Raw genomic sequence first — 25,969 nt, 5'->3', positions numbered from 1 at the left:
TGCCATTCTCAACTTGCAATACTTGATATTCCACGCGACACCTTTAATACTTGATCAATACAAATGTTTTCAAATGCAAAGCAATAAAATTATTTGCCATTACTTAGATAGTGTCGCCGCGATATCCCGGAAACTATTCAATCCGGCTTCCAGGTTCTCGATAATGTCGCCCACCAATTCGTCCGGTTCCGGCAAATTATCCAGATCGGACAAGCTTTTATCCTTGATCCAGAAAATGTCCAGGCTGGTTTTGTCGCGCGCCATGATCTGATCGAAGCCGTATTTGCGCCAGCGGCCTTCCGCGTTCTGCTCGTTCCAGGTTTCCTGCCGCTGATGACGGTTTTGCGGGTTATAGCAGGCGATGAAATCCTGCAAATCCTCGAAGCGCAACGGCTTCTTTTTCAGCGTATGATGAATATTGGTGCGGTAATCGTAATACCACACCGCCTTGGTCCACGGCTCCTTGCTGGCCTCGCGGTTATCGAAAAACAGCACATTCGCCTTCACGCCATTGGCGTAGAAAATACCGGTCGGCAGCCGCAGAATCGTATGCAGATCGGTAGTCTCAAGCAATTTGCGCCGTACCGTCTCGCCCGCGCCACCCTCGAACAGCACGTTGTCCGGCACCACCACGGCGGCTTCCCCGGTGGTTTTCAGCAGGGTGCGGATATGCTGCACGAAATTCAGTTGCTTGTTCGATGTCGTCGCCCAGAAATCCTGCCGGTTGTAGGTCAGCTCGTCTTTCTCCTGCTCGCCTTCCTCGTTGGTGAAACTCATTGCGCTTTTCTTGCCGAACGGCGGATTTGCCAACACGTAATCGAAGCGCTTGCCGGAATCGGCCACCAGCGCATCGTTGGGGGAAATCATGCTGTCGCCGTCGATCTCGCCGATGTTGTGCAGAAACATGTTCATCAGCGCCAGGCGCCGCGTATTGGCGACAATCTCGTTGCCGTAAAACGTCTCGTGCTTCAGAAACGCTTTCTGCGTTTTGTCCAGCGCGTATTCAGCCACCAGAAAATCGTATGCCGCCAGAAAAAACCCGCCGGTACCACACGCTGGATCGGCGATAGTCTTGCCCGGTTCCGGCCGCACACATGCCACCATCGCGCGAATTAACGCCCGCGGCGTAAAGTATTGCCCCGCACCGGATTTGGTATCTTCCGCGTTGCGTTCCAGCAAGCCCTCGTAAATATCGCCTTTGACATCCGCGCCCATCGTTACCCACTGCGTTTCATTGACCATATCGATCAAGCGGTACAATTTGGCCGGATCCTGGATTTTGTTCTGCGCCTTGGTAAAAATTTGCCCCAGCATCCCCGACAACTTGCCCAGCTCCATCAGCAGCGCCACATAATGCACCTCCAACTCCGCACCACGCTTCGCTTTCAAACTTTGCCAGTTGTACTCAGCGGGAATGCCTACTTGACGGTTGTACGGCGGCTGGCTGTACTCATCCGCCATTTTAAGGAAAATCAAATAGGTGAGCTGCTCCAGGTAATCGCCATAACCCACGCCATCGTCTTTCAGAACTGTACAGAAACTCCAAACTTTGGAAACGATCGATGCGGTTGCGCTCATGCCGAGACCCTCAGCAAGTCAGTATTCAACGCTCCCGTCATTCCCGAGACGATTCTAATCGGGAATCCAGTCTCTAGCTGGCTAAAATTCTGGATCCTCGATAAAAACACTCGAGGATGACGAACTACGGCGATCTTACTCATACTAAGGAAACACTGATTAATTCGGCGAACGAGATGAAGCACGAGACGCCCGGAACGCAGCAACTGAGACATATCAACAAGATAGGCGAAGACGTAAGTACCGCGCAACGAAGTGATTCGCTCGTGCAGCCAATTAATCAGCGTTTCCCTAATTCTTCCCATAAATCCTTCCATGCCGGATTCATCTTCTCGATCAAATTTATTTTCCATTGCCTATTCCATTTTTTAAGTTGCTTCTCGCGCTGAATCGCTGCTTGCATCTCTTCATGCATTTCATAATAAACCAGGAAATGAGCACTGTACTTCTTCGTAAATCCTTCAACCAAGTCCTGTTTATGCTGCCAAATCCGCTGAATCAAGTGACCGGTTACCCCAATGGTCAACGTACCGTTGTATCCACTCGCCAAAATGTAAACCGGAGACTGTTTCACCATGATGCAACCCCAATCAAACGCTCACATCCAAATCATCTTTCGCATTATTCACATGCCCTTGCCGACACCACTTTATCCATCATGAATCTTTCCCGATCACACCCGCCACCCCTCGTCGATCCACTCCCGCTCGCCGCACCCGCCATCCCTCGTCACACTCGTCACCGTTCGTCGCATCCGTCATTCCTGCGGAGCTTGTCCCGGTACGCTTTCAGCCGGGAGCGGAAATCCAGATTTTCAGAGTAATGTGGATTCCCGCTTCCCCCCGCCTTCGCGGGGGTGACGAGGAATGACGTGACAAGCAAGCAAATTACCGTTAACTTCGCCCACCCTTTCGACGGACAACCAAATTGCCCTGAGAGGCCAGCCGTTCCGCCTTGATACGCGCCAGCAATTCCGAGGCAGGTTCGTCGTTCGGGTCTTGCGGCACCAACTGGCCGGAGAAGGCTTTTTTCAGAATGGATTGGCGCAGGGCTTCGGCTTGTTGTAAGGATGTCGTGATGGTTTGATCAAGCTGGTCGATTTCGGATAATTTCATTTCTATCGCGTCAACAACCTGATTTGCCTCTTCGATTGAGCACATGGGAAATAGTGTATTTTCGATGATGCTTAGATTTAAATTCGGCTGCACACCACCTGAAGACTTTAGGCGAATATCGCCATAGTTCTTTTGGAAAAACCATTTCATGTATTTTCGAAGTTTTTCTGACATACCTTCTTGGACTATAGCTGCAATTGCTTGATTGGTTGCGGCCTCAATCAAAAGTTCCGAGCACTTTCCTCTCGTCTTCCCTTCACCATACAACGCAATAAGCAATGTATGCTTTGGATAAATTCGGAGATTGGTTTCTTTCAATGCTAGATCGGTAACGTAGTCTGATGCCTCGGTAACGAAATTATCGTTGAGCGCACCGCTCGTGACCCACGGAATATTTCCGTTCGCGTAAAAATCGGAGCGCCCTTTAAGTGGAGTTATACCAGTACCTACTGAGCTAACAGTGCCGACTTTCACCCACCCCCACCCCTCCGGCAATTCAGGTAATTCGGCCAGTTCTTCGGCGGTGAGTGGCGGCAGGGTTTGGGGAGGTTTGGGTTTTGAAATCCCCCCTCGCCCCCCTTTTTCTAAGGGGGGGATGGGTGCGGTGCTGGTTGGCTTCCCCCTTTGTAAAAGGGGGACCGAGGGAGATTTCTCCCACTCAGCGAGTTGTTGCTGGTAGCGTTGTGCGCGTTCTTGCTGGATGCGCTTGAGTAAGGCTTCGGCGGTTTCGAGGGGTTCGTCATTCCCCTCCCAGCTTCGTCATTCCCGCGCATTGCCTGCCCCCGCGAAGGCGTGGGGCGGGAATCCATGTCATTCAAAAGCTGGGCCCCCGCCTGCGCGGGGGCGACGGTTTGTTTGGCACGGCGCTGCGCACGCCATTGCGCGGTGAGTTTGCCTTCAAATGCGTGTTTCAGCAATGCCTGACGGTACACCTTGAGCTGCGCCTGGGCGGTTTTCAGGTTTTCGATACCTTTGTCCAGCTCGGAAAACAGTTCTTCGATTTTGGCGACGATGCGGTGTTGTTCGTTGAGCGGGGGAAGTAAGAGAGGTATTGAAGCAATGTCACCCCGACGAACAGAAGGTACGGCGGTAGCTACTGCATATTTACCAAAATCTTGCGTGATCAAAAAGTAGTAAAGAAAATCTCCGCTAATGATTTCCACATCTGGGATTATTCCCATGACATTATTATCAAAAAGCATTTCTCTACTGGTAACCACTCGGGAGTTACCTCTTAGAGCCTCTCCGATCTTAGGGAAAACAATCGTTCCTTTTGGAAAGACTCTAGCCTTGATTTCGCTCCTTACTTCTTCGGAGATGAAATGACCAGCACTACCTATATATTTTTGTTTCGCGCGAAATACTCTTGAAATATCACCTACTTTTGCAAAAGGATAATGACCAGTCGAATCGCCTTGATGTTCCTTTGGAAAGCCTGAACCAGAAATTATTTCTGACGATGCCAATTCAACACTTATCTTCTCCCATCCTTGTGGAGAAATTTTCTCGCTACTCATCACCCCACCAACACCTCATTCAATTCATCCAGCAGCGGCTCCATCTTCGCCCCAAACAATTGATGCATCCTGCCCAGTCCGCCTTGCGCATCGAACGGCGCCATTTCCAAATCATCGCGCTCGATGTGGAACGAGTTGGCGACGTGGTCGCGGATCATGTGCAGCCAGCGCATTTGTTCTTCGTTGAATTTTTCGCCGCTGCCGGCGTGGTGTTGCATGATCCAGCTTTGGAAATTGCGGCGCACGGTGTCGTCGAAGGGGGTTAGGGTTTTGTCCCAGCCGCATACCCGGCGGATCAGCGCGACTAGTGCCGTAAGTTCATTGACTGGATTCCCGCCCCACGCCCTCGCGGGGGCAGGCACTGCGCGGGAATGACAGGATTCCAGTTGTTGGTACGCTTGCCATACGCGCAGTGGCGCAAGTTTAGGTTGATCGGTCTTAAGTTTATCCAGCACTTGACGGATCAGCGCGTAACTCAATTCGCGCCGCCGGTACGGCTGGCTGAAAAAGATCGTCAGCGCGGTGATCTGGTCTTGATGGGTTCGCAAGTATTCGGCGAATTCATCGGCTAATGCTTGCGCGTTGCTGGCGGCGTCCTTGTCCCATCCGACGCGCACCAGTTCGTCAAGGTTGCCGTGGTCGATGGTTTGTTCCTTGTCGCGGCGAATGCTGTCGATCAGTTCGACCAGTTCGCCGTTCAGTACGCGTGCCGCCTCGCCGACCAGTTGCGTAAGTTCCATGCCCGCCAGATCGCGGATGCGGCGCTGGTCGTCCGCATCCAGTTGCTTGTTGAGCCGCGCCAGCCGTCCGGCTAACGAGCTGATGGTATCTTCGTCGGCAGCACCCATCATCACTCGCATCGCCAGATCTTTCAGTGGTATGCCGGGTTGGGTGATGAGCGGCTGGCTGGCAGTTTTGAGCGAGCGGGTGACGCCGATGGCGTCGACGATGACATAGTGCGTTTTGGCGCTGACCGCAGACGGCGTGACTTTTCCCAGATCGTCCAGATCCAGTGTGCGCGTGCCGCGGCCTTTCATTTGCTCGAAATAGTTGCGGCTTTTCACGTCGCGCATGAACAGCAGACATTCCAGCGGCTTCACGTCGGTGCCGGTGGCAATCATGTCGACGGTAACGGCGATGCGCGGCATGTAGTCATTGCGGAATTGCGCCAGCAACGATTTGGGGTCTTCGTCGATTTTGTACGTCAGTTTCTTGCAGAAGGCGTTGCTTTCGGCAAATTCCTCGCGCACCATCTGGATGATGTCGTCGGCGTGACTGTCGGTTTTGGCGAAGATCAATGTCTTCGGCACTTCGCGTCGGCCCGGAAAAATTTCCGGCCATTTGTCGCGGAATGCGCGGATTACGGTGCGGATCTGATCCGGATTGACGATGCTGCGATCCAGTTGGGTAGCGGAGTAGGTTTCGTCTTCGTCCTGCATTTCCCAGCGTTTCTTGCGCGTCAGTTTCTCGCGTTTTTCCACTTGCTGCTTGGCGGCAATCTGCGCACCTTGTTGCGTGATCTGCGTTTCGATCAGGTACACCTCGTTGCCGACGTTGACGCCATCGGCGACGGCTTTTTCGTGGCTGTACTCGCTGACCACATTTTTGTTGAAAAAACCGTAAGTGCGGTTGTCCGGCGTGGCGGTGAGGCCGATCAGGCTGGCGTCGAAATAATCCAGTACTTGTTGCCACAGGTTATAGATCGAGCGGTGGCATTCGTCGATGAAAATGAAATCGAAGAATTCCGGCGGGACTTTGTCGTTGTAAACCACCGGCAGGGATGCTTTGGCTTGCATCAATTCCGCCGGATGGATTTGTTCCGTGGCTTCGTCCAGTTCGCTGCCTTTGAGAATCGAGTACAGCCGCTGGATAGTGCTGATGCAAACCACGCTGTTGGTGGGAATATACGACGATTTCAGGCGTTGCGTGGCGTAGATTTCGGTAAATTTGCGGTTGTCGTCGAGCGGCACGTACGACATCATTTCCTGTTCGGCCTGCTCGCCAAGATTGCGGGTATCGACCAGAAACAAAATGCGTCGGGCATCGGCGTATTTGAGCAACCGGTACATTGCGGTAATCGCAGTGTAGGTTTTGCCCGCACCGGTTGCCATTTGAATCAACGCGCGCGGGCGGCCTTCGCGGAATGAGATTTCCAGATTGGCAATGGCGGTTTCCTGGCAGTCGCGCAAATGCAGCGCATGGGCGGTTAAATGATCCGGGTTGAGCAACGGAATGTGTTGCAAACGCTGGCGCAGGCTGGCATCTTGCGCAATCCATGCTTTGAGCATTTCGGGGCGGTGAAAATTGAACACTTCGCGCGAGCGCGGCTTGGGATCACGGCCATCGGTGAAGCGCGTAATGATGCCGGTACTTTCGTACAGGAATGGCAACGGTCTGGTGTTGCTGATCCACTTTAACCGGGCGCTGGCGTAGCCTTCAGTCTGCTGCTCCACTTCGGTGATTTTATGTCCCAGATCCGCCTTTTTGGCTTCAATCACACCCACCGCTTTTTTGTCCACAAACAGCACGTAATCCGCCGGGCCGACATCGGTCTGGTATTCACGTACCGCTTGCCCTAACCCGACATTCAGATCGATTTTCCGGACGGATTGAACCACCCAGCCCGCTTGGTTGAGTCGCGTGTCGATATGGTCGCGGGCTTTTTGTTCCGGATTCTGGTTGAGCGTCATATAACAACAGCTGAGTGACAAAACAGTATTTGATCATAACACGCCGCTTCAATATATCTTAAACTCGGCTGGACTTAGCGGATCGCTGCGGAATTAAAGCTATTTGCCAATGCAAAAATGCGAAAAAATTTCCCCCAGCAGGTCATCCGCCGTAAATTGACCCGTGATGGTTGATAATGCAGTTTGCGCCAGCCTAAGTTCTTCGGCAATAAGCTCCAGTTGGTATTCGTTTTCAGTATATTCCTGCGCATTTTGCAAATGTGCGCTTGCTAGTGTCAACGCCTCCAAATGACGCTGCCTGGCCATGAATATCCCTTCACCGGCATGATTGAATTGCCAGCCTGCCAGGTGCAAAATCTTTTGACGCAGCAATTCGATACCCGCACCGGTTTTGGCAGAAAGATGAATGCTGCTGTTGTGTTCATCCTCTTCTATCTTTGGATTCTCATTGCGCAAGTCAATTTTATTGAACACGGTGATTTGGGGTTTGTCATCAGGGATGTATTGTTTTATCGGATCGGGCGCGGCTGGCTGGTGCTGACTGCTATCCAGCAGCCGGAGCACCAGATTGGCACGTTTAATCGCCGCCAGTGTTCGCTCAATGCCTTTTTGTTCGACAATATCACCGGTTTCTCTCAGGCCGGCAGTATCCACGATATGAATTGGCATCCCGCCCAGGATAATGGTGCGTTGAATAGTATCCCGAGTGGTTCCCGGTATTTCCGTAACAATCGCGGCATCCTCTTCGACCAATTGATTCAGCAAACTGGACTTGCCGACATTGGGCGCTCCCGCCAAAACGATCCGGATGCCTTCTTGCAGCAGATTGCCCTGCCGTGCACCGGCAAGTGTTTGCTCCAACTGCGCAACAATATGATCCAGTTTTTCGCGAATTTGCAAAGTCTTCAAATTATCGAGCTCATCTTCCGGGAAGTCCAGGGTTGCTTCAATCAGCATCCGCAACGTGATCAGCAAGCTGACCAGTGCTTCGATCCTGGCGGAGAAATGACCTTGCAAAGAATTGACCGCGCAACGCGCCGCCTCATGCGTACTGGCTTCGATGATGGCAGCGACACTCTCGGCCTGAACCAAATCGATTTTATTATTGAGATAAGCACGTAGTGTAAATTCGCCGGGTTGCGCTAAACGGGCGCCAGCGCTGAGACAGCTTTTGAGTAGTAAATTCATAACCGCCGGGCCGCCATGCCCATGCAGCTCGAGTACATCTTCACCCGTGTACGAATGAGGCCCCGGAAAGTAAAGCACAATACCTTGATCGATAATCTGTCCCTGGGCATCGAGAAACTTACCGAGGCTAGCATGGCGTGGCCTGGGGAGCTTGCCGAGGATTACTTGGGCGAGTTTTTCTAAGTTATTGCCGGAAATGCGAATTACACCGATTCCACCGCATCCGGGCGGTGTCGCAATGGCTGCAATGATATCAGGACTAACTATGTATCAACTCCCTAACCAGGCATTGAAAAACTACCTGCGTTGCCACTGCGGTATTAAAAACAGGCGAGAAAACGCAGTCTATGCTTAATAAGCGAGCATTTTTGGCCCGTTTTTGCCTTGCATCAACTGCTTCGATAACGTTTCTCAACGATGGCTGTATGAGTGGCTAAATTACCGATTATCCACGCAACAGATAACCGGTAATCATGATTATTTTTTCTTTATTTTCTTAGCAACCGAATTGCTCTTTGGTTTTACGGTCGCCTTATTTCTACCCGCAACAGCTGTTTGCTTTATCTGCGGTTTTTCATTTTTATCTGTACTCACTACAGATGCCGCTTCGACCGGAGCATTATTCGCTTCCGCATTTTCAACAGAAGCCGTCAACTGAAGATTTTCCTTAACGGGTTCCGGGCTGTTTTTAGTTTTCTTCTTATTTCTATCTTTAGTAGCCTCCTCTGCAGCTTTGTTCTCATACATGCGCGTAATCTGCCATTGTTGCGCGATCGAAAGAATATTGTTGCAGAGCGAATAAAGCACAAGTCCTGCCGGGAAAAAGAAGAAGAAAATGCTGAACGCAATCGGCATAATTTGCATTACTTTTGCTTGTATTGGATCAGCGGGGGTGGGACTGAGTTTTGATTGAATCCACATCGATACGCCCATGATTACTGGAAGCACATAATAGGGATCGGGCACCGACATATCAGTTATCCACAACGCTAATGGTGCGTAACGTAATTCGACAGCAGCCAATAACGTCCAGAATAATGCAATAAATACGGGAATCTGAACCAATATGGGCAAACACCCGCCCATGGGATTAATTTTCTCTTCCTTGTAAAATTCCATCATGGCCTGATGCATACGCTGCCGATCACTCGCGTATTGTTCGCGAATCCGTTGCAATTTAGGTGTCACTACCCGCAATTTGGCCATCGAGCGATAGCCCGCGGCGGATAATGGGAAGAAAATCAGCTTGACCGTCAGGGTAAGGAGAATGATTGCGATACCCCAGTTATCCGTCCAGGAATGATAAAAAGAAAGTAGCCAGAATAGCGGTTTAGCCAGAACGGTCAGCCATCCGTAATCTACTGTCAACTCAAGCCCGGGAGCCAATTCAGCCAGTTTATTCTGTTCTTGCGGACCGGCATAAAAAGGCATGGAAATGTTTTTAACCTGGTCCGGCTCCAAAGCGCCAACAGGGGCAATAACACCGGCAGTATATTGGTTGGGAGCCAACCGTTTGGCAAAATATTCCCGGGGCGAACCGGGTTCAGGCAACCAAGCAGTCAGAAAATAATGCTCCAGCATGGCTATCCAACCATTATCCGCATTGGTTGGATATTCCGCTTTGTTCTTGTCCAAATCCGAGAATTTGATTTTCAGAAATTTTTCATCATCCGTATACATCGCGGCACCGGTATAAGAATGAACCAAGGCGCCAGCTCCGACAGGCTCATTAGGATCCCGCAGCATCTGGAAGTAAGAAAACGGAATGATCGTTGCTTCACTATGATTGGCGATCTCAAATTCAACATCAATGACATAGCTGCCACGATGAAAGGTATATATTTTTGCAACCTGTACACCATCCACCTCGGGTGCCACGAGCCGTACTACAACCTTTTCCTGACCGGGTTCCAGTTGATAGGAATACTTATTATCCTCTACGGTATATTTTGTTTTGTGATTGGGCAATCCGTCGCCAATCAGTCCGGATTGTGCGACTTGAAACCGCGCAGTCTTATCCAATAAAAGCTCGTAGGGTTTATTGATATCTTCCCGGGATGGATGCTCGATCAAACCCAGTTGCCGGATATCACCGCCCGCTGTATCAATCTCAGCAATAACCATGTCCGTTCTTACCTGAATCTTTTCCCCAATAGGGAACAGATTAGGTGTTACGGATGGACTGACGCCTTCGATCCCTAAAGCAGCGCTGGATTCAGCTGCTGAAGCAGCTAATTCATCCCCGGGAACCGGCAGAGGATCATGACGTTGATTGGAAGATTCTGTTGAAGTTGCGCCAGGCATTACTTGTGAGCTGGGAGGGTATAATTCTTTTTGCCAGGCATCCCACAAAAACAGTAATGAGGTGGAAAAAATGATGATGAGTAGAAGTTTTTTTGTTTCCATTATTTTTCAATCAAGTTGGTTTTCTCGATAAGGCTATCCATGTACTACTTGCTCCAGGAAATGCACTTAGCACACGACATATAATCAATCGTGGCCCAAATATCGGCCAGATATTTCCGTATGCTTCGCATACATATTGCGAATAAGTTGAGCTAAATCGGTATATAGTCGCCAGGATAGGAGTCTTGCAATGTCGATAAAATTTTTTTATGCTAATTATTAATCGTAACATCGCTTAATTCGAGCATTAATAATTGCATTTCGGTGACCAATCCTTTGGATTCACTTTTGATCATAGGGCGTCTTAATCGTATTAACCAATCCATTTCTTTTATTTTATCGCCGCCCCGTTTTCTCCGAAATGTTTCTCGTAAAATACGTTTAATCCGGTTACGCCGAGTGGCATGGCGTTCAAATTTTTTTGAAACAATCAACCCTAGACGCGCGTAACCCAGTCCATTCGGCTTTGTATAAATTTGAAGTAAATCCCCACTGAGCTGACACTTAAAATTAATTATTGCAGCAAATTCCGAGGCTTTATGTAATCTACAATTCTTTGGTAAAGATTGAATTTCAGCAAATCTAAAAATAAAAAATATAACCCAAAATTATTTAAACACTCAATCGAGTCCGGCCTTTTGCGCGACGAGCGCGGATTATCGCAGCACCGCTACGCGTTTTCATACGCACTAGAAATCCATGAGTACGTTTTCTTTTAGTTACTGAAGGCTGATAAGTACGTTTCATTTGACGCTCCTGTGAATATTTATTTTATCAATAGAACCGCGTATTACAACTTGTTATGGGGTTAAATGTCAATATTCTTTTCAAAGAAAATCAATCTTGTTTTTTTGAGAAGCAAGATTAACAGATAAGGAAATAGGTTAATAGTTTTAATTTGGCAACAATTTGATTCAAGCTATCGCTGAAACATTCCAGCAATTGGCTTGTGGTAATGCAGTGATAGAATAGATATTAAAATTTTTAACCAAGCCAGACAGAATTGAGCTTGAATACTCAAATTCCCCAAATAGCTTTGATACTTATTTCAGAGTATTAGAAGATGCTCATCCATACAAATCGTACCCTTCAAACATGAATCTGTTCTCCCCAAACAACCCGGTGCATAAGGCATTGACAGTCAGTGAGTTAAACAACAATACCAAACAGTTACTGGAGCACAATATTCCATTATTATGGATTAAAGGCGAAATATCCAATCTAAAGCGCTATCAATCAGGTCATTGGTACTTTTCTCTCAAGGATAATCAAGCACAAGTGCGTTGCGTGTTATTCAGTCACAAGAATCAATTTATTGATTGGCACCCCATAGATGGCATGCAAGTGGAAGTGCTTGCATTAGTCACTCTATATGAGCCGCGCGGTGATTTTCAGCTTAATGTGGAAACTATGCGGCGCGCAGGGCTAGGGGAGTTATTTGCAGCGTTTGAAACGCTTAAATCCAAGCTGCAACAAGCCGGATTATTCAATTCCGAGAAGAAAAAACCATTGCCTGTTTTTCCGCAACAAATCGGCATTATCACTTCCCTGGATACTGCAGCACTACAAGACATCTTATCGACACTACAACGTCGCATGCCCTCTTTGTCGGTCATTATTTACCCCACTTTGGTACAGGGAAAAACAGCCGCTAATAACATTGCAGAAGCCATTAAAACAGCGTGTCAACGAACGGAATGCGATGTATTGATACTCTGTCGCGGTGGTGGCAGCATTGAAGATTTATGGGCATTTAATGAAGAAACTGTAGCGCATGCTATTGACGCTTGCTCAATTCCTCTTATCAGCGGCATCGGACACGAAACAGATTTTACCATTGCGGATTTTGTTGCAGACATGCGTGCCCCCACACCCACAGCAGCTGCAGAGATGGCTAGCAAGGACCGGATAGAGCTGAGCCATCGATTGAATGTATTGCATCAGCGCATGTGCCGTACCACTTTGCATCGTATCGAACGCGCTATGCAGCAAGTGGACATTCTGTCGCACCGATTAATTTATCCTGGTGACAAAATCAGGCAACAAGTCATTCACCAACAGCATCTGCAAGATCGGCTCATCAAAACATGGGCATATCAGCTGGAGAAAAGACAATGGAAATTGCTCGATTTCAATCAACGGTTAATGACAGAACGTCCACAGGTTGTACGATTACAAGAACAACACGATGAATTGGTTTCACGTTTATGCTATGCCTATTCCCGTTATTCCGAAATATTGTTTTCCAGGCTAAAACACTTACAGATACAGTTATTACATCTAAACCCGCAATCGATACTGGACCGAGGTTATAGCATCGCTCATTCCAAGGACGGCACTATCATTCGTAGTAGCAAACAAATTCATTCCGGTGATAGAATTAAGGTAAAATTCGCGCAAGGAATGTGTAAAGCGGATGTCAGCGTGATCCGCGATTCCGACCCATAGTCGATAGTTTATTCCTCCATATTTAACAAGAACAATGAGATCCCGATGTCAAGAACTTTTCTAATTTTAGGCATATTGAATGCATTATTATGCATCGCATTAGGTGCCTTCGGTGCACATGGATTGAAAAGAATGTTATCAGCCGATATGCTTTCGGTATATCACACCGGCGTGCAATATCATTTTTATCACGCTTTTGGAATCATCGTCATCGGTCTGCTTTTGCTGCATTTCCCCAAGTCTCGTTTAATGCCAATATCCGGTTGGTTAATGATGATTGGCATTGTTTTGTTCAGTTTCAGTCTTTATGGGCTTAGCATAACTGACATGCGTGCACTCGGCATGATCACACCCTTTGGCGGTATTTCATTCCTCACAGCTTGGGCTTTACTTGCTTATGCAATCTGGAGAGAAAAATAACGGATGGAATCACATCGGCATGGTATTTGTGTACTATAAAAATAAGCTGGATTTCTCAAAAAAACCTTCATAATCGTGTATGAATTATGAAGGTTCTGGTATTGGAATCTCGGAATGTGATAATCCAAACTATTTGTTAATTTATATAAAACAATCCCCTGATCTATTTTGCCATTTTCCTATGAGCAGCAGCCATATCCTCATTTTGTTTTGCCGCTTTAGTATATTCTCTTAATAAAGCTTCATGGTGTGAATGGAATTCTTGCCCTGCCCGACCGTAGTATTCACTATGTTCTTCATACTCTTCCAGCATCTTTCTTTGTTCTTCTGCTTTTGCATTCATTTCCTTGGATTCCTTTTCGTAATGCTCAGCTAATTTGATATGATAAAGACTGGTTCCTACACTCGCTTTAGCTTTAGCTTCACCGACATTTGCTGATTCTCCAGCCAAGGATACACTTGAAACCAGAAAAGTAAGAATAATTAGAACCAAGAAATATAACCTTGCTTGCATGGTGAATCTCCTTGAATTGATGATTGAAAAAAATTCCACAACAACTACTGACATCCTACGAGATGAATATGTCTATACTTTATACCGATTATTGTTCCGAGACCTTGTTTTACACTGGTATTTTTCTTGTTTGCCCATCATAGCAAATTGTATGATTTCCACAAACGATTTATGGATAAACTATCCCATCAATTAGATTCCGGTAATAAAACACCAATGAGATTATTCTTTCTATTCATCTTACTAGTTTGTATCGGACTTCTGAGCTACGCCCAATATCTACAACATGTAAAAGGCTTATTACCTTGCCCGCTCTGTGTTGCACAACGTCTGGCGTATTGGTCATTGGCATTAACAGCATTTGTTGCGCTTCTTCATAACCCTAAATCCTTTGGACTTCACCTCTATAGTTTATTGATAGTTATATTTGCGTTCATGGGAACAATCATTGCCGCACGGCATGCCTGGTTGATTCGATATCCGGAATCGTTTGAATGCGGTATCAGTCCTGAAGAAGCCCTGCTGAACTCATTGCCCATTGCCAATTGGTGGCCCGAAATGTTTGAAGCTAATGGCGATTGTGCTAATGTCGATTGGACATTTTTATCGTTGACAATTCCTGATTGGTCATTATCTGTGTTTGTTGGCCTTGGAATTCTGGCGCTTTATCCTCTATTGACCAGAAGATAGTCAAATTTCGGATTATCCGCGTGGATGATGCGTGGCGTGAAGCTGTTTAAGACGTTCTCGTGCAATATGTGTGTAAATTTGGGTAGTTGATATATCCGCATGCCCCAATAGCAATTGCACAACACGAAGATCAGCACCATGATTTAACAAATGAGTGGCAAATGCATGGCGTAACGTGTGTGGCGATAACTGTTTGGCAATGCCCACCAATTGCGCATACCTTTTGATAAGATACCAAAAAGCTTGGCGTGTCATAGCGGCACCACGAGCTGTCACAAATATTGTATCCGTAACGATACCATTTAACAGCAGAGGCCGCGCCTCTTTAGTATAACGATTCAGCCATTGGAGTGATTCTTCCCCCAGCGGCGCAAGGCGCTCTTTTCTCCCCTTACCCATGACCCGCAATACACCCATATCCATGCTGACTTGTGAATACTTAAGGTTGATCAATTCCGATACCCTTAATCCACTGGCATACAAAGCTTCAAGCATGGCACGATCGCGCAAGCCAAGCGGCTGCGCCAGATCAGGCGCACTTAGCAACAGCTCAACTTCTTTTTCTGAGAGGCTTTCCGGCAAGTGGCGTTGCAGTTTAGGCGTTTCAATATTAAGACTTGGGTCAATTGCAATTTTTCCCTGACGCAGTAGAAATCGATAAAAACGCTTTAAACTGGATAATTCGCGGCTCGTGGTACTGGCTTTCATCTTAGCTGCAACTCTAGATGCAAGAAATTCCAGCAAATCAGAATTTGTCGCCTCGGTTAACATGCTATTACTCGGATTACGTCTCCTCAACCATTCACTAAAAAGTTGCAGATCATTGCGATAACTATCCAGCGTATTACGCGACAGGCCATCTTCGAGCCATAGAGCATCAGAAAATTCATCCAGCAGTCCGGCATTTAACTCAGGAACTCTCATGCTGCAACAACCAACGTTTAATCTCTAAAGGATTTCCTTCACTCGCATTCATAAAACCTCCTATTCCACCACTCTTGGAAATAACCCTGTGACACGGTATAACAATCGGAATGCGATTGGCACCGCACGCTCGACCTACCGCTCTGGGTGCTGAATGCAGTCGCGTTGCTATTTCTGCATAGCTACTTGTCATTCCACATGGAATAGCTTGAATAGCATGCCAAACACGCTGCTGATGCGTGGTACCATGAATATGTAGACTCAAGTCAAACGTAAAATTTGGTTCATTCAAGTAAGCAAATAATTGCCTGCACACTTCTTTTGCCAACACAGTTTGTGGTGCCAGAGTTGGTGTATCAACGGGCAAATAATCAATATTCGTAAGCCAATCCTCTTCAGTTTTAATACCTAAAACAGCAAATGGCGCCAGTAACTTCGCTTGGTAGGTTTTTACTGAATCGATTGCCTGATTATTCTTCGACCTCACCATTAGCTCGCTTGATTTTACTCGCAGAATTTATAACAGCACGTTTTACCTGTTCGAAAAATGGACATTCGATATAGCCAGAAGTTTCACATTGCAGCTTTCAATTTTCCGGCATCCCTAGAACTTATTAGGGGAGTCCACGCTCATAAAATATTTACGATACTTAAGACTTTAACAGTAACAATTCGTTGAGTCTTTTGACGAACGCAGCTGGATCTTCGAGCTGACCACCTTCAGCCAATAAAGCTTGATCAAACAATATCTGACTCCAGTCCTCAAAATTTTCCACTTCAGTATTTAATCGCTGCACCATTGGATGATGCGGGTTAATTTCCAGTATTGGTTTGGTATGTTGTATTTTTTGCCCCGCCGATTTCAATAATCTTTCCAAATTACCACCCATATCATAAGTGTCTGCCACAAGACAGGCGGGAGATTCAGTCAAGCGAAACGTAACACGCACATCTTTTACTTGCTCACTGAGTGCCTCTTTCATTTTTTCAGTCAATTCTTGAAAAGCATTGGTTTCTTTCTCGCGCTCTTCCTTTTCAGTCGCATCTTCCAAGTTTCCTAGATCCAACCCGCCCTTAGCTACTGATTGCAGGGGCTTTCCTTCGAATTCAGTTAGATTGCTTACAAGCCATTCATCAACACGATCAGACAGCAAGAATACTTCAATATCTTTTTTGCGAAAAACCTCAAGATGCGGACTGTTTTTAGCCGCCTTGAGACTATCAGCGGTCACATAATAAATTTTTTCTTGAGCTTCTTTCATACGCTGCAAATAGGTTTCCAAAGAAACTGTCGGTTCATCGGAATCACTGCTTGTTGTAACAAAACGTAATAGCTTGGCAATGCGTTCACGATTAGAAAAATCTTCCCCTACACCTTCTTTTAGAACCTGGCCAAATTCCCGATAGAATGTTTTGTATTTTTCTTTACCGTCATCATCTTCGTGTTTTGATAAATCTTCAATTAATCCCAGAATTTTCTTGACTACACCCGCCCTGATTGAATCAATATCTTTGGATTCCTGCAAAATTTCTCGTGACACATTTAGAGGTAAATTATTCGAATCAATCACACCTCGTACAAAACGCAAATAATTGGGCAATAGCTTTTCCGCATCATCCATGATGAAAACCCGTTGCACGTACAACTTAATCCCATGGCGGCGCTCGCGATCAAATAAATCAAAAGGCGCTCGAGCGGGAATATATAGTAACTGTGTATAATCTTGCTTACCTTCTACCCGTGCGTGCACATAAGCAAGCGGAGGCTCAAAATCATGCGCCACATGTTTATAGAATTCATTATACTGTTCTGTAGTAATTTCATTCTTTGAGCGCGCCCATAATGCATTCGCCTGATTAATGGTTTCATCTTCATCAAGAATTTTATTTTTGCTCTCTTCTTGCGACCATTCCTCCTTTTTCATCACAATTGGCAAGGTAATGTGATCTGAATATTTTCGGACAATATTACGAATCCTCATTCCATTCAGAAACTCATCCTCTTCCTTGCGTAAATGCAGAATTATTTCGGTTCCACGCGTGGATTTCTCGACAGTTTCCAACGTGTAATCGCCTTCACCACTAGACTCCCACCTCACGCCATGTTCAGCAGTCAATCCGGCGCGTCTGGTAATCAAGGTCACTTTGTCAGCAATAATGAAAACTGAATAAAATCCTACACCAAATTGACCAATCAAATGCGCATCTTTGACTTGATCGCCGGTTAATGAATTAAAAAATTCACGTGTACCTGATTTTGCAATAGTCCCTATATGATCAATAACTTCTTGGCGAGACATGCCGATACCATTATCGGATATGGAGATAGTTCGCTCATTAGTATCATAACTAACGCGAATTCTGAGATCCGAGTCCGATTCATAAAGTGCAGCATCAGTAAGAGCTTCAAAACGTAATTTGTCTGCTGCATCAGAGGCATTTGAAATCAGTTCACGCAAAAATATTTCCTTATTGCTGTATAAGGAATGAATCATTAATTTTAGTAGTTGCTTTGCTTCCGCTTGAAAACTTAATTGTTCTTTAGTTGTTGCATCCTGCATGCTTACCTCCTTAAAATGTTTTGCCTAGATATGGGATTTAAAACTGAAGAATTCAAGCTAATTGATCATAGATCGATTATAAAACTTATCAGATGTTATCTAAACAAACTTTCATAATCGATAATTCAAGGAGTATCGTTAAGATTCTCCAGTTCGGCAAGATAAGAAATTTACTTCGATCTTCTGTGAAATGCAGTTACGTCACAACAGAGGATTTCTCGAGAAAACACCCTGTCTATTGTTGACTACATAGAATTTTGGATTGCATAAAGACTTAATCCCATGAGTCCCTGTGGGAATATGCCTAATGCTAAAACTGCAAACCCATTAGCGCTTAATAAAATTCTAACATTGCTATTAGAGACAAGAGGCTCTATAGTTTCCGGGTCATCAAAATACATTAATTTGATAATACGCAAATAATAAAAAGCGCCGATCAATGAAAATAACACTGCCATCACAGCCAGCCAAATATAGCCGGCATTGACAACTGCCTGCAGCACAGCAAATTTTGCATAAAACCCAATCATTGGCGGAATACCTGCCAGTGATAACATCAATAATAGTGTAATGAATGCATACCAGGAATTCCTCTTGTTGAGTCCCTTAAAGTCATCAATGTTTTCAGCTTCAAATCCGTATCGACACAACAGCATAATCATGGCAAAAGTACCAAGAGTCATCAGTACATAAGCAATGATATAAAACAAAGCCGAGCTATAGCCATTCGCATCAGCGCTAATAAATCCAAGCAACAAAAAGCCCATATGCGAAATAGTCGAGTAAGCTAGCATGCGTTTGATATTCGTTTGCGCTATCGCAGCAATATTACCAACTGCCATTGATAAAACGGCCAAAATTACTAGCATCCCTTGCCAGTCATTAACCATTTCACCCATTCCTTCTATTAATAGCCGCATTACAAAACCAAATGCCGCTAATTTTGGTGCCGAGCCAATAAATAGTGTTACCGCAGTCGGTGAGCCTTGATAAACATCCGGCGCCCACATATGAAAGGGCGCTGCACTTAGCTTAAAAGCAATACCTGCTACAATAAAAACTAATCCAACAACGAGCACCTCTTTACTACTTGCTCCGCTTTGAATAACTTGCGCAAGCTGAGATACATGGAGCGTTCCTGTCGCTCCATAAACCATTGACATACCATACAACAAAAAACCTGAGGCCAACGCCCCCAATACAAAAAACTTCATAGCTGCTTCTGTCGCTACCAAGGAATCACGCCTTAGTGCAACTAATGCATAAAGTGATAATGAAAGCAATTCCAGGCCGATATATAGAGTCAGAAAATGACTGGCTGAAATCATAACCATCATGCCCAGAGTTGCAAATAGTATCAAACTAAAAAATTCTCCTTTTAGCATTCCTCGATCACTTATATAGGAATGTGAATATACGAGTACAGCTGATACCGTACCATAAACCATCAACTTAAGAATATCGGCCATGGAATCATCAACGAACATACCGTGAAAAGTGCGGGTTGATTCAGTGGAGAATGATATGAAAGTAAGTATCGTACAACCTAGCAGCGTAGTTTGTGTCAACAAATATGCAATATAACGCCTATCGCCAGCGGCAAGATCTGCGAGCATTACCACGCACACCATGATAAGCATAAAAATCTCGGATGAGGCTGGCGCAAAATCAGGTGGTATAAAATTCATTAACTCATTATCCTTATAACAGGAACGGTCACCGTTCTGAAATTTCTGTATTACAATTTACTAGTACTAACATGAGTTAGAAGTTGATCAACTGTTGCATGCATCACTTCAGTTAATGGGAATGGGTAAATACCAATCCACAAAACTGAAATCGCCAGAATTGCCAACAAACCGAACTCTCGCTTGGATATATCCTGCAAGCTTTCAACCGCAGGACTTGCCACCGCACCAAAAATGACGCGCTTATACATCCACAAAGTATAAGCAGCTCCAAATATCAATGTGGTTGCAGCAAGAAATGCGTACCAAAAATTTACTTTAATGGCACTCATGATCACCATGAATTCGCCTACGAAGCCGCTCGTCCCTGGTAAGCCCGCATTCGCCATCGCAAATAGCATGAAAAAGGCCGCAAAAACAGGCATTTTATTTATGACCCCGCCATAATCGGCAATCTGACGGGAGTGTAATCGATCGTAAAGCACGCCGACACAAAGAAACATCGCACCGGAAATGAAACCATGCGAAATCATTTGTACCATTCCACCTTCAATACCATAAGCGTTCAGCAAGAAAAAGCCTAATGTTACAAACCCCATATGTGCTACCGATGAATAGGCTATCAACTTCTTCATATCGGCTTGCATGAGTGCAATCAACCCGATGTAAACTACAGCAACTAGCGACAATACAATCATCATTTCTGCTAAGTAGTGACTTGCGTCCGGTGCAATTGGCAATGAAAAACGCAAAAAACCATACCCTCCCAGTTTAAGCAGGATTGCTGCCAGAACAACTGAGCCACCCGTTGGTGCTTCAACGTGCGCATCTGGCAACCAAGTATGTACTGGCCACATAGGGACTTTAACCGCAAATGCCAGAAGAAATGCAATAAATATTAAAATCTGTGGTGTCATGGGTATTGCTAGCTTGTGATAATCCTCTATAGAGAAACTCCCTTCTGATGCATGATACAAATAAATAAATACAATTAACATCAACAAAGAACCAAGCAGCGTATAAAGAAAAAATTTGATTGCTGCATAAACGCGATTAGGGCCGCCCCAAATACCAATGATTAAGAACATCGGTATTAACGATGCTTCCCAGAACACATAAAATAAAACCGCGTCCAGTGAAGAAAAAACACCATTGACAATGCCAGACATCACCAAGAATGCCCCCATGTATTGAGATACACGTTCTTTAATGACCTCCCATCCTGCAACAACGACCAAAGGAGTAATAAAACAATTCAACAAGATTAATGGCATAGAAATACCATCTACGCCGATATGATAGTTAACGTTAAAACGTTCAAACCAAATATGATCTTCCAGAAACTGCATAGCTCCCGTTGTAGAATCAAAATTGGTATACAGTGGAATCGCTACTAAAAATCCCAAAATCGAACCAATTAAAGCAATCCAACGAGCAAGTCGTGCATTGTGATCGCCTCCAGTTGCAAAAACGGCTACACCAAACAGAATGGGTAGCCAAATAATTAAACTTAATAGTGGGAATTCAAACGACATACATATTCCGTTTTATTTGTTAGTAGTACTTATATACTTTTAGGTATTTTATTTATTGATATCTACAAACAACAGCATATTCCATTACTTATTTACGCAAACTAGTACAGCCATAACGTCAATAGAAAAAATATGCCAACAATCATTGTAAATGCATAATGATAGATATAACCTGTTTGATAGCGACTAACGATTGCTGAAGTTAGTGCAACCACTCGTGCTGCACCATTGACAAAGAACCCATCAATAATTTTGATATCACCATACTTCCACAGTACCGTACCTAAAGCACGTGTTCCTCCAGAAAAAAGCCATGAATATAGTTCGTCAATATAGTATTTGCGATCAAGCAAGTTATACACCGTACCAAAGCTCGCTTTTATTTTTTCTGGAATATCAATTCTTACACAATACAAATACCAAGCAGTAAAAATACCTGCCATAGAAAGCCAAAATGGTGCGGTATACAACGCATGCATTATCATTCCACCTATCCCAGAAAATTCTGCACCTAGTTTCTCGATCGCATCATGGTGTGGTAATACATGTATCGCACTACTGAAATAGTCACCAAAAACCATTGGACCAATAAACCATCCGGCCGCTATAGTCGGTATAGCCAATATCACCAGTGGAGCAGTCACTACCCACGGCGACTCATGCAAATGTTCCCTAGTATGCTGATCCATCCGGGGTTTCCCATGAAACGTCATGAAGATTAACCGGAAAGTATAAAGAGCTGTCACAAATACCGTTGTCACAACACAGAAATAGGCAAAACTGCCACCCGGAATATCAGCAAAGTAAACCGCCTCGATAATTGCATCTTTAGAGAAAAAACCAGAAAACCCGGGAACACCCGCACTGGCTAATGCAGCAATAAACATTGTCCAATAGGTAATTGGCATATAACTTTTAAGTCCGCCCATTTTCCGCATATTTTGCTCATGATGCATGGCGATAATGACAGAACCCGCACCTAAGAATAAAACGGCTTTAAAAAATGCATGCGTCATCAGATGGAAAATTGCTGCGGAATAAGCGGATGCGCCCAGTGCCACAGTCATATAACCTAATTGAGATAGTGTGGAATAGGCAACAACTCGCTTAATATCATTCTGAACCACGGCAACAAGTGCCATAAACAATGTAGTAATCCCACCAATTACTAAAATAACTGACAAGGCTGTATCGGATAACTCAAAAAGCGGTGACATACGTGCCACCATGAATATGCCCGCAGTTACCATTGTTGCTGCATGAATCAATGCTGATATGGGTGTTGGTCCTTCCATTGAATCAGGCAACCATACATGTAAAGGAAATTGCGCTGATTTTCCCATTGCACCTATAAACAACAATATACAAATAACCGTGATCACAAGCCAGGATATACCAGATATTAATTCGATATTTTCATCGACGATATCCGGCGCCTGTGCAAACACAGACGCATAATCAAGCGTACCAAAATAAGCCAATATCATGCCGATACCTAGGAGGAAACCAAAATCTCCGACACGATTTACTAAAAATGCCTTCATATTGGCATAGATTGCAGTAGGGCGCGTATACCAAAAACCGATTAACAAGTACGAGACCAGTCCAACAGCCTCCCAACCGAAAAATAATTGCAAGAAGTTATTTGACATCACCAACATCATCATCGAGAAGGTGAACAGCGAGATATAACTGAAGAAACGCTGATAACCCGGATCACCATGCATATAGCCAATAGTATAAATATGCACCATTAGTGACACTAAGCTAACAACAACCATCATGGTTGCCGATAACTGATCGATTAGAAAACCGATCTCGAATCGCGTATCGCCTGTTATTAACCAGGTATAGACACTGCCGTTATAGCTATTACCTTCTAGAACATCCCAAAAAATAACAATAGACGCCATCAAGGAAGCGAATACTAATGCAATGGTGACACGATGACTCCAAACAGGCCCAATAAGACGTCCCAATAATCCCGCGATAAGCGATCCAAAGAGCGGAGCCAACGGAACCAATAAATAAAGTTTCTGCATCTTGATTAATAATTCTTATAATTATAAATACTTAAAATATTCCTTAACTAACCTTTAAGCTTATCTAAATCATCAACATTAATTGTATGCATATTGCGAAATAGTACTACGAGGATTGCCAAACCAATAGCCGATTCAGCAGCTGCCACTGTCAAAATGAAAAATACAAAAATTTGTCCTGATATATCCTGCAAGTAGTGCGAAAAAGCAACAAAGTTCATATTCACCGCCAGCAGCATTAATTCGATCGACATTAGTATAATAATGACATTTTTTCGATTCAGAAAAATACCGACTAATCCAATCGCAAACAATATCGCACCGAGTACAAGGTAATGAGACAATGAAATCAAAGGCCACCTCTTTTATATTTTATATAGTCATCAAGCAGAAATAAGTATGTACAAGCTCGCTCATTCCTTTTTTTCTGCCGACATGGTCACTATACGAATTCTATCTTCTTTTTTTACTTTGACTTGTTTAAACGGATTTGTAGACTTCTTATCTTCACGATGACGCAGTGTTAGCGCTATCGCCGCAATCATCGCAACCAGCAAAAGTACAGCCGCCAATTCAAACGCATACACATATTCGGTATAAATCAATCGCCCCAATTCCTTGGTATTACTGTAGTCTGCACCTTTTGGTTCAGGTATAGGCATTTCTTCGTACCCAAAATATTTACCCATCAGCACCATTGATATTTCTACCACTATAACCAATGCAATCATCGCACCAAACGGAAACCATTTCCAGAATCCTTCGCGTAACCGGTCCAGATTAATATCCAGCATCATTACTACAAATAAGAATAAAACCATGACAGCACCGACATAAACCAATACTAGAGTAATCGCAAGAAATTCTGCTTCTAACAGCAGCCATAAACCAGCACATGTAACAAATGACAATACCAGCAATAAGGCTGAATTTACTGGATTACGCACTGTAATCACACCGAGTGCCGATACAATTAGTATTGCTGAAAAAGAATAAAATAAAATATCTTGAAAAATCATTAGTATTTACCGGAAAGATTTAACGATAGGGTGCATCGACTTCTCTGTCTCTGGCAATCTGTTCTTCATATCGATCTCCTACCGCCAATAGCATTTCTTTGGTATATATAAAATCCTCTCTTTTTTCACAGTGATATTCCAATATGCGTGTTTCAACAATTGAATCAACCGGACAGGATTCCTCACAGAAACCACAAAAGATACATTTGCTTAAATCAATATCATATCGTGTAGTTCGCCGCGTACCATCCGCACGTTGTTCCGATTCTATGGTTATCGCCATCGCAGGACAGACAGCTTCACATAATTTGCAGGCAATACAGCGTTCTTCTCCATTTGGATAACGGCGTAATGCATGCAAGCCGCGAAAGCGCGGTGATTGAGGTGTTTTTTCTTCTGGATAATGTACAGTTATCTTTGGTTTAAAAAGGTATTTTCCAGTTACTGCCATACCTTTTAACAATTCAAATAATAAAAAAGTACTAAAAAATTTTTTGATACGATCCATTATATTCTCTCAATTTTAAAACCAGATGTTTAACGGAAACGCATTTCGTATTGATTCAGGCAATTGTATTATGGCACCTAATAAAACAATCCATACTAGTGTTATAGGAATAAATATTTTCCAGCCTAATCTCATAATCTGATCATACCGATACCGCGGAAAGGTCGCACGAAACCAAAGAAAAAAGAACAAAATAAATGCAATCTTTAATAGTAGCCAAATAAAACCAGGCACTAGTGTAAATGGTGCAATATCAATCGGCGGCAACCATCCACCCAAAAACATAATAGATGTTAATGCTGCTACCAATATCATATTGGAATATTCGGCAAGAAAAAATACGGTAAAAGCCATACCTGAATAATCAACATGAAAACCTGCAACAATTTCTGATTCGCCTTCAGCGACGTCAAATGGTGCACGATTTGTTTCAGCCACGCCTGAAATTAAATAAACCAGAAACATCGGAAACAATGGAATCAAATACCAATTTAACAGACTGCTACCTTGCTGGCCATTCACAATATCACCCAAATTCAAACTTTGTGACATCATTAAAACACATACTAAAGCAAACCCCATTGCCAGCTCATACGAAACTACTTGAGCAGCTGAGCGCATGGCACCTATAAAAGCATATTTCGAATTAGATGCCCAACCCGCGATAATGATCCCGTATATACCCATAGATGTCATTGCCAGAATATAAAGCAATCCGGCGTTGATATCCGCGAGTACAAGTTCAGGTGAAAAAGGGATCACCGCCCAAGCAGCCAACGCCGGCATGATGGTTAGCACAGGTGCCAGAATAAAAAGAAATTTATTTGCACTTGTCGGAATTATTATTTCCTTCATGATTGCCTTTACTGCATCAGCAATCGGCTGTCCCCAACCGCGTAACCAAGGTATACCAAAAAAAGTTACTCTATTCGGACCTACACGAATTTGCATATAAGCAATTATCTTACGTTCTGCAAAAGTAAGGTACGCCACACCCAATAACAATGGAATAACAATGGCAAAAATAAATGTCATGTTTGACGCTAAAGAGAACATCATGCTTCCCCATTCTGCACCCAACACATCTACAAACTGTTGTTGAATATTCTCCATTAATAAACTCCAA

At 44.5% G+C, this 25,969-nt stretch carries 23 protein-coding genes; 3 read left to right on the top strand and 20 right to left on the bottom strand.

Going from position 1 to position 25,969, the window contains the following annotated elements; all coding sequences use genetic code 11:
- Positions 1 to 99: 99 nt before the first annotated feature.
- From ATY38_RS06835 to rpmH, 9 genes are all read right to left on the bottom strand, one after another.
- The gene (locus ATY38_RS06835; RefSeq protein WP_062558649.1) at positions 100 to 1,578 is read right to left on the bottom strand and encodes a class I SAM-dependent DNA methyltransferase; all 1,479 of its coding nucleotides are present in this window, start codon (positions 1,576 to 1,578) and stop codon (positions 100 to 102) included.
- Between the two features lie 280 nt (positions 1,579 to 1,858).
- A complete protein-coding gene (locus ATY38_RS06830) occupies positions 1,859 to 2,155 on the bottom strand; it encodes a GIY-YIG nuclease family protein (protein WP_062558648.1) in 297 nt (98 codons plus the stop codon).
- A gap of 316 nt (positions 2,156 to 2,471) precedes the next feature.
- On the bottom strand, positions 2,472 to 3,188 hold the full coding sequence (locus ATY38_RS06825; protein ID WP_074701475.1) for a restriction endonuclease subunit S: 717 nt from the start codon (positions 3,186 to 3,188) through the stop codon (positions 2,472 to 2,474).
- Positions 3,189 to 3,277: 89 nt separating this feature from the next.
- A complete protein-coding gene (locus tag ATY38_RS16215) occupies positions 3,278 to 4,210 on the bottom strand; it encodes a restriction endonuclease subunit S (RefSeq protein ID WP_062558647.1) in 933 nt (310 codons plus the stop codon).
- Entirely contained in the window at positions 4,210 to 6,900 is a 2,691-nt protein-coding gene (locus tag ATY38_RS06815; protein ID WP_062558646.1) for a type I restriction endonuclease subunit R, read from the bottom strand. Before ATY38_RS06815 ends, ATY38_RS16215 begins: the two co-directional genes overlap by 1 nt.
- 99 nt (positions 6,901 to 6,999) lie before the next feature.
- Complete coding sequence (gene mnmE / locus ATY38_RS06810; protein WP_062558645.1) at positions 7,000 to 8,355, bottom strand: tRNA uridine-5-carboxymethylaminomethyl(34) synthesis GTPase MnmE; 1,356 nt, start codon at positions 8,353 to 8,355, stop codon at positions 7,000 to 7,002.
- 210 nt (positions 8,356 to 8,565) lie between these two features.
- Entirely contained in the window at positions 8,566 to 10,494 is a 1,929-nt protein-coding gene (gene yidC, locus ATY38_RS06805) for a membrane protein insertase YidC (protein ID WP_062558644.1), read from the bottom strand.
- Between the two features lie 212 nt (positions 10,495 to 10,706).
- Entirely contained in the window at positions 10,707 to 11,066 is a 360-nt protein-coding gene (rnpA, locus tag ATY38_RS06800; RefSeq protein WP_256216488.1) for a ribonuclease P protein component, read from the bottom strand.
- Positions 11,067 to 11,106: 40 nt separating this feature from the next.
- Positions 11,107 to 11,241 carry a 50S ribosomal protein L34 gene (rpmH, locus tag ATY38_RS15425; RefSeq protein WP_074701480.1) on the bottom strand — a complete coding sequence of 45 codons (135 nt, stop codon included), beginning with the start codon at positions 11,239 to 11,241 and terminating at the stop codon, positions 11,107 to 11,109.
- A gap of 348 nt (positions 11,242 to 11,589) precedes the next feature.
- Between rpmH and xseA the strand changes: the two genes are divergently transcribed.
- Together xseA and ATY38_RS06790 are read left to right on the top strand one after the other, a co-directional pair.
- Entirely contained in the window at positions 11,590 to 12,942 is a 1,353-nt protein-coding gene (gene xseA, locus ATY38_RS06795) for an exodeoxyribonuclease VII large subunit (RefSeq protein WP_062558642.1), read from the top strand.
- 45 nt (positions 12,943 to 12,987) lie between these two features.
- Positions 12,988 to 13,362 carry a DUF423 domain-containing protein gene (locus ATY38_RS06790; protein ID WP_062558641.1) on the top strand — a complete coding sequence of 125 codons (375 nt, stop codon included), beginning with the start codon at positions 12,988 to 12,990 and terminating at the stop codon, positions 13,360 to 13,362.
- 163 nt (positions 13,363 to 13,525) lie between these two features.
- Here the strand turns inward: ATY38_RS06790 and ATY38_RS06785 are convergent, their stop codons facing one another.
- Positions 13,526 to 13,876, bottom strand: coding sequence for a hypothetical protein (locus ATY38_RS06785; protein WP_062558640.1), 351 nt, complete (start codon positions 13,874 to 13,876; stop codon positions 13,526 to 13,528).
- Between the two features lie 171 nt (positions 13,877 to 14,047).
- On the opposite strand from ATY38_RS06785, the gene ATY38_RS06780 reads away from it, so the two are divergent.
- Positions 14,048 to 14,566, top strand: coding sequence for a disulfide bond formation protein B (locus tag ATY38_RS06780; protein WP_082633009.1), 519 nt, complete (start codon positions 14,048 to 14,050; stop codon positions 14,564 to 14,566).
- Positions 14,567 to 14,578: 12 nt separating this feature from the next.
- Here the strand turns inward: ATY38_RS06780 and xerD are convergent, their stop codons facing one another.
- The 10 genes from xerD to nuoH all read right to left on the bottom strand — a co-directional run bounded on the left by xerD (position 14,579) and on the right by nuoH (position 25,956).
- A complete protein-coding gene (gene xerD / locus ATY38_RS06775) occupies positions 14,579 to 15,490 on the bottom strand; it encodes a site-specific tyrosine recombinase XerD (protein ID WP_062558639.1) in 912 nt (303 codons plus the stop codon).
- A complete protein-coding gene (locus ATY38_RS06770) occupies positions 15,477 to 15,980 on the bottom strand; it encodes a methylated-DNA--[protein]-cysteine S-methyltransferase (protein ID WP_062558638.1) in 504 nt (167 codons plus the stop codon). Before ATY38_RS06770 ends, xerD begins: the two co-directional genes overlap by 14 nt.
- Before the next feature lie 160 nt (positions 15,981 to 16,140).
- The gene (gene htpG / locus ATY38_RS06765; protein WP_062558637.1) at positions 16,141 to 18,051 is read right to left on the bottom strand and encodes a molecular chaperone HtpG; all 1,911 of its coding nucleotides are present in this window, start codon (positions 18,049 to 18,051) and stop codon (positions 16,141 to 16,143) included.
- A gap of 245 nt (positions 18,052 to 18,296) precedes the next feature.
- Positions 18,297 to 19,739 (bottom strand): NADH-quinone oxidoreductase subunit NuoN, encoded by a 1,443-nt coding sequence (gene nuoN / locus ATY38_RS06760; RefSeq protein WP_062558636.1) that lies wholly within the window; start codon positions 19,737 to 19,739, stop codon positions 18,297 to 18,299.
- A gap of 50 nt (positions 19,740 to 19,789) precedes the next feature.
- The gene (locus ATY38_RS06755; protein ID WP_062558635.1) at positions 19,790 to 21,274 is read right to left on the bottom strand and encodes an NADH-quinone oxidoreductase subunit M; all 1,485 of its coding nucleotides are present in this window, start codon (positions 21,272 to 21,274) and stop codon (positions 19,790 to 19,792) included.
- A gap of 101 nt (positions 21,275 to 21,375) precedes the next feature.
- On the bottom strand, positions 21,376 to 23,316 hold the full coding sequence (nuoL, locus tag ATY38_RS06750) for an NADH-quinone oxidoreductase subunit L (RefSeq protein WP_062558634.1): 1,941 nt from the start codon (positions 23,314 to 23,316) through the stop codon (positions 21,376 to 21,378).
- A 47-nt stretch (positions 23,317 to 23,363) separates the two neighbouring features.
- Positions 23,364 to 23,669 (bottom strand): NADH-quinone oxidoreductase subunit NuoK, encoded by a 306-nt coding sequence (gene nuoK / locus ATY38_RS06745; protein ID WP_062558633.1) that lies wholly within the window; start codon positions 23,667 to 23,669, stop codon positions 23,364 to 23,366.
- Positions 23,670 to 23,729: 60 nt separating this feature from the next.
- Entirely contained in the window at positions 23,730 to 24,335 is a 606-nt protein-coding gene (locus ATY38_RS06740) for an NADH-quinone oxidoreductase subunit J (protein ID WP_062558632.1), read from the bottom strand.
- Positions 24,336 to 24,354: 19 nt separating this feature from the next.
- Positions 24,355 to 24,843, bottom strand: a complete 489-nt coding sequence (nuoI, locus tag ATY38_RS06735; RefSeq protein ID WP_062558631.1) for an NADH-quinone oxidoreductase subunit NuoI — start codon at positions 24,841 to 24,843, stop codon at positions 24,355 to 24,357.
- Between the two features lie 15 nt (positions 24,844 to 24,858).
- Positions 24,859 to 25,956, bottom strand: coding sequence for an NADH-quinone oxidoreductase subunit NuoH (gene nuoH, locus ATY38_RS06730; protein ID WP_062558630.1), 1,098 nt, complete (start codon positions 25,954 to 25,956; stop codon positions 24,859 to 24,861).
- Positions 25,957 to 25,969: the final 13 nt, after the last annotated feature.

It is taken from the genome of Nitrosomonas ureae (genome assembly GCF_001455205.1).
Taxonomy (GTDB): Bacteria; Pseudomonadota; Gammaproteobacteria; order Burkholderiales; family Nitrosomonadaceae; genus Nitrosomonas; species Nitrosomonas ureae.
The sequence above is the reverse complement of the archived record's forward strand: the minus strand, read 5'-3'. Positions and strand labels throughout refer to the sequence as shown.

Coding starts and splice junctions, on each gene's coding strand:
- ATY38_RS06835 (WP_062558649.1), bottom strand. CDS start 1,578: ATGAGCGCAACCGCATCGATCGTTTCCAAAGTTTGGAGTTTCTGTACA.
- ATY38_RS06830 (WP_062558648.1), bottom strand. CDS start 2,155: ATGGTGAAACAGTCTCCGGTTTACATTTTGGCGAGTGGATACAACGGT.
- ATY38_RS16215 (WP_062558647.1), bottom strand. CDS start 4,210: ATGAGTAGCGAGAAAATTTCTCCACAAGGATGGGAGAAGATAAGTGTT.
- ATY38_RS06815 (WP_062558646.1), bottom strand. CDS start 6,900: ATGACGCTCAACCAGAATCCGGAACAAAAAGCCCGCGACCATATCGAC.
- yidC (WP_062558644.1), bottom strand. CDS start 10,494: ATGGAAACAAAAAAACTTCTACTCATCATCATTTTTTCCACCTCATTA.
- rpmH (WP_074701480.1), bottom strand. CDS start 11,241: ATGAAACGTACTTATCAGCCTTCAGTAACTAAAAGAAAACGTACTCAT.
- xseA (WP_062558642.1), top strand. CDS start 11,590: ATGAATCTGTTCTCCCCAAACAACCCGGTGCATAAGGCATTGACAGTC.
- ATY38_RS06790 (WP_062558641.1), top strand. CDS start 12,988: ATGTCAAGAACTTTTCTAATTTTAGGCATATTGAATGCATTATTATGC.
- ATY38_RS06785 (WP_062558640.1), bottom strand. CDS start 13,876: ATGCAAGCAAGGTTATATTTCTTGGTTCTAATTATTCTTACTTTTCTG.
- ATY38_RS06780 (WP_082633009.1), top strand. CDS start 14,048: ATGGATAAACTATCCCATCAATTAGATTCCGGTAATAAAACACCAATG.
- xerD (WP_062558639.1), bottom strand. CDS start 15,490: ATGAGAGTTCCTGAGTTAAATGCCGGACTGCTGGATGAATTTTCTGAT.
- ATY38_RS06770 (WP_062558638.1), bottom strand. CDS start 15,980: ATGGTGAGGTCGAAGAATAATCAGGCAATCGATTCAGTAAAAACCTAC.
- htpG (WP_062558637.1), bottom strand. CDS start 18,051: ATGCAGGATGCAACAACTAAAGAACAATTAAGTTTTCAAGCGGAAGCA.
- nuoN (WP_062558636.1), bottom strand. CDS start 19,739: ATGAATTTTATACCACCTGATTTTGCGCCAGCCTCATCCGAGATTTTT.
- ATY38_RS06755 (WP_062558635.1), bottom strand. CDS start 21,274: ATGTCGTTTGAATTCCCACTATTAAGTTTAATTATTTGGCTACCCATT.
- nuoL (WP_062558634.1), bottom strand. CDS start 23,316: ATGCAGAAACTTTATTTATTGGTTCCGTTGGCTCCGCTCTTTGGATCG.
- ATY38_RS06740 (WP_062558632.1), bottom strand. CDS start 24,335: ATGATTTTTCAAGATATTTTATTTTATTCTTTTTCAGCAATACTAATT.
- nuoI (WP_062558631.1), bottom strand. CDS start 24,843: ATGGATCGTATCAAAAAATTTTTTAGTACTTTTTTATTATTTGAATTG.
- nuoH (WP_062558630.1), bottom strand. CDS start 25,956: ATGGAGAATATTCAACAACAGTTTGTAGATGTGTTGGGTGCAGAATGG.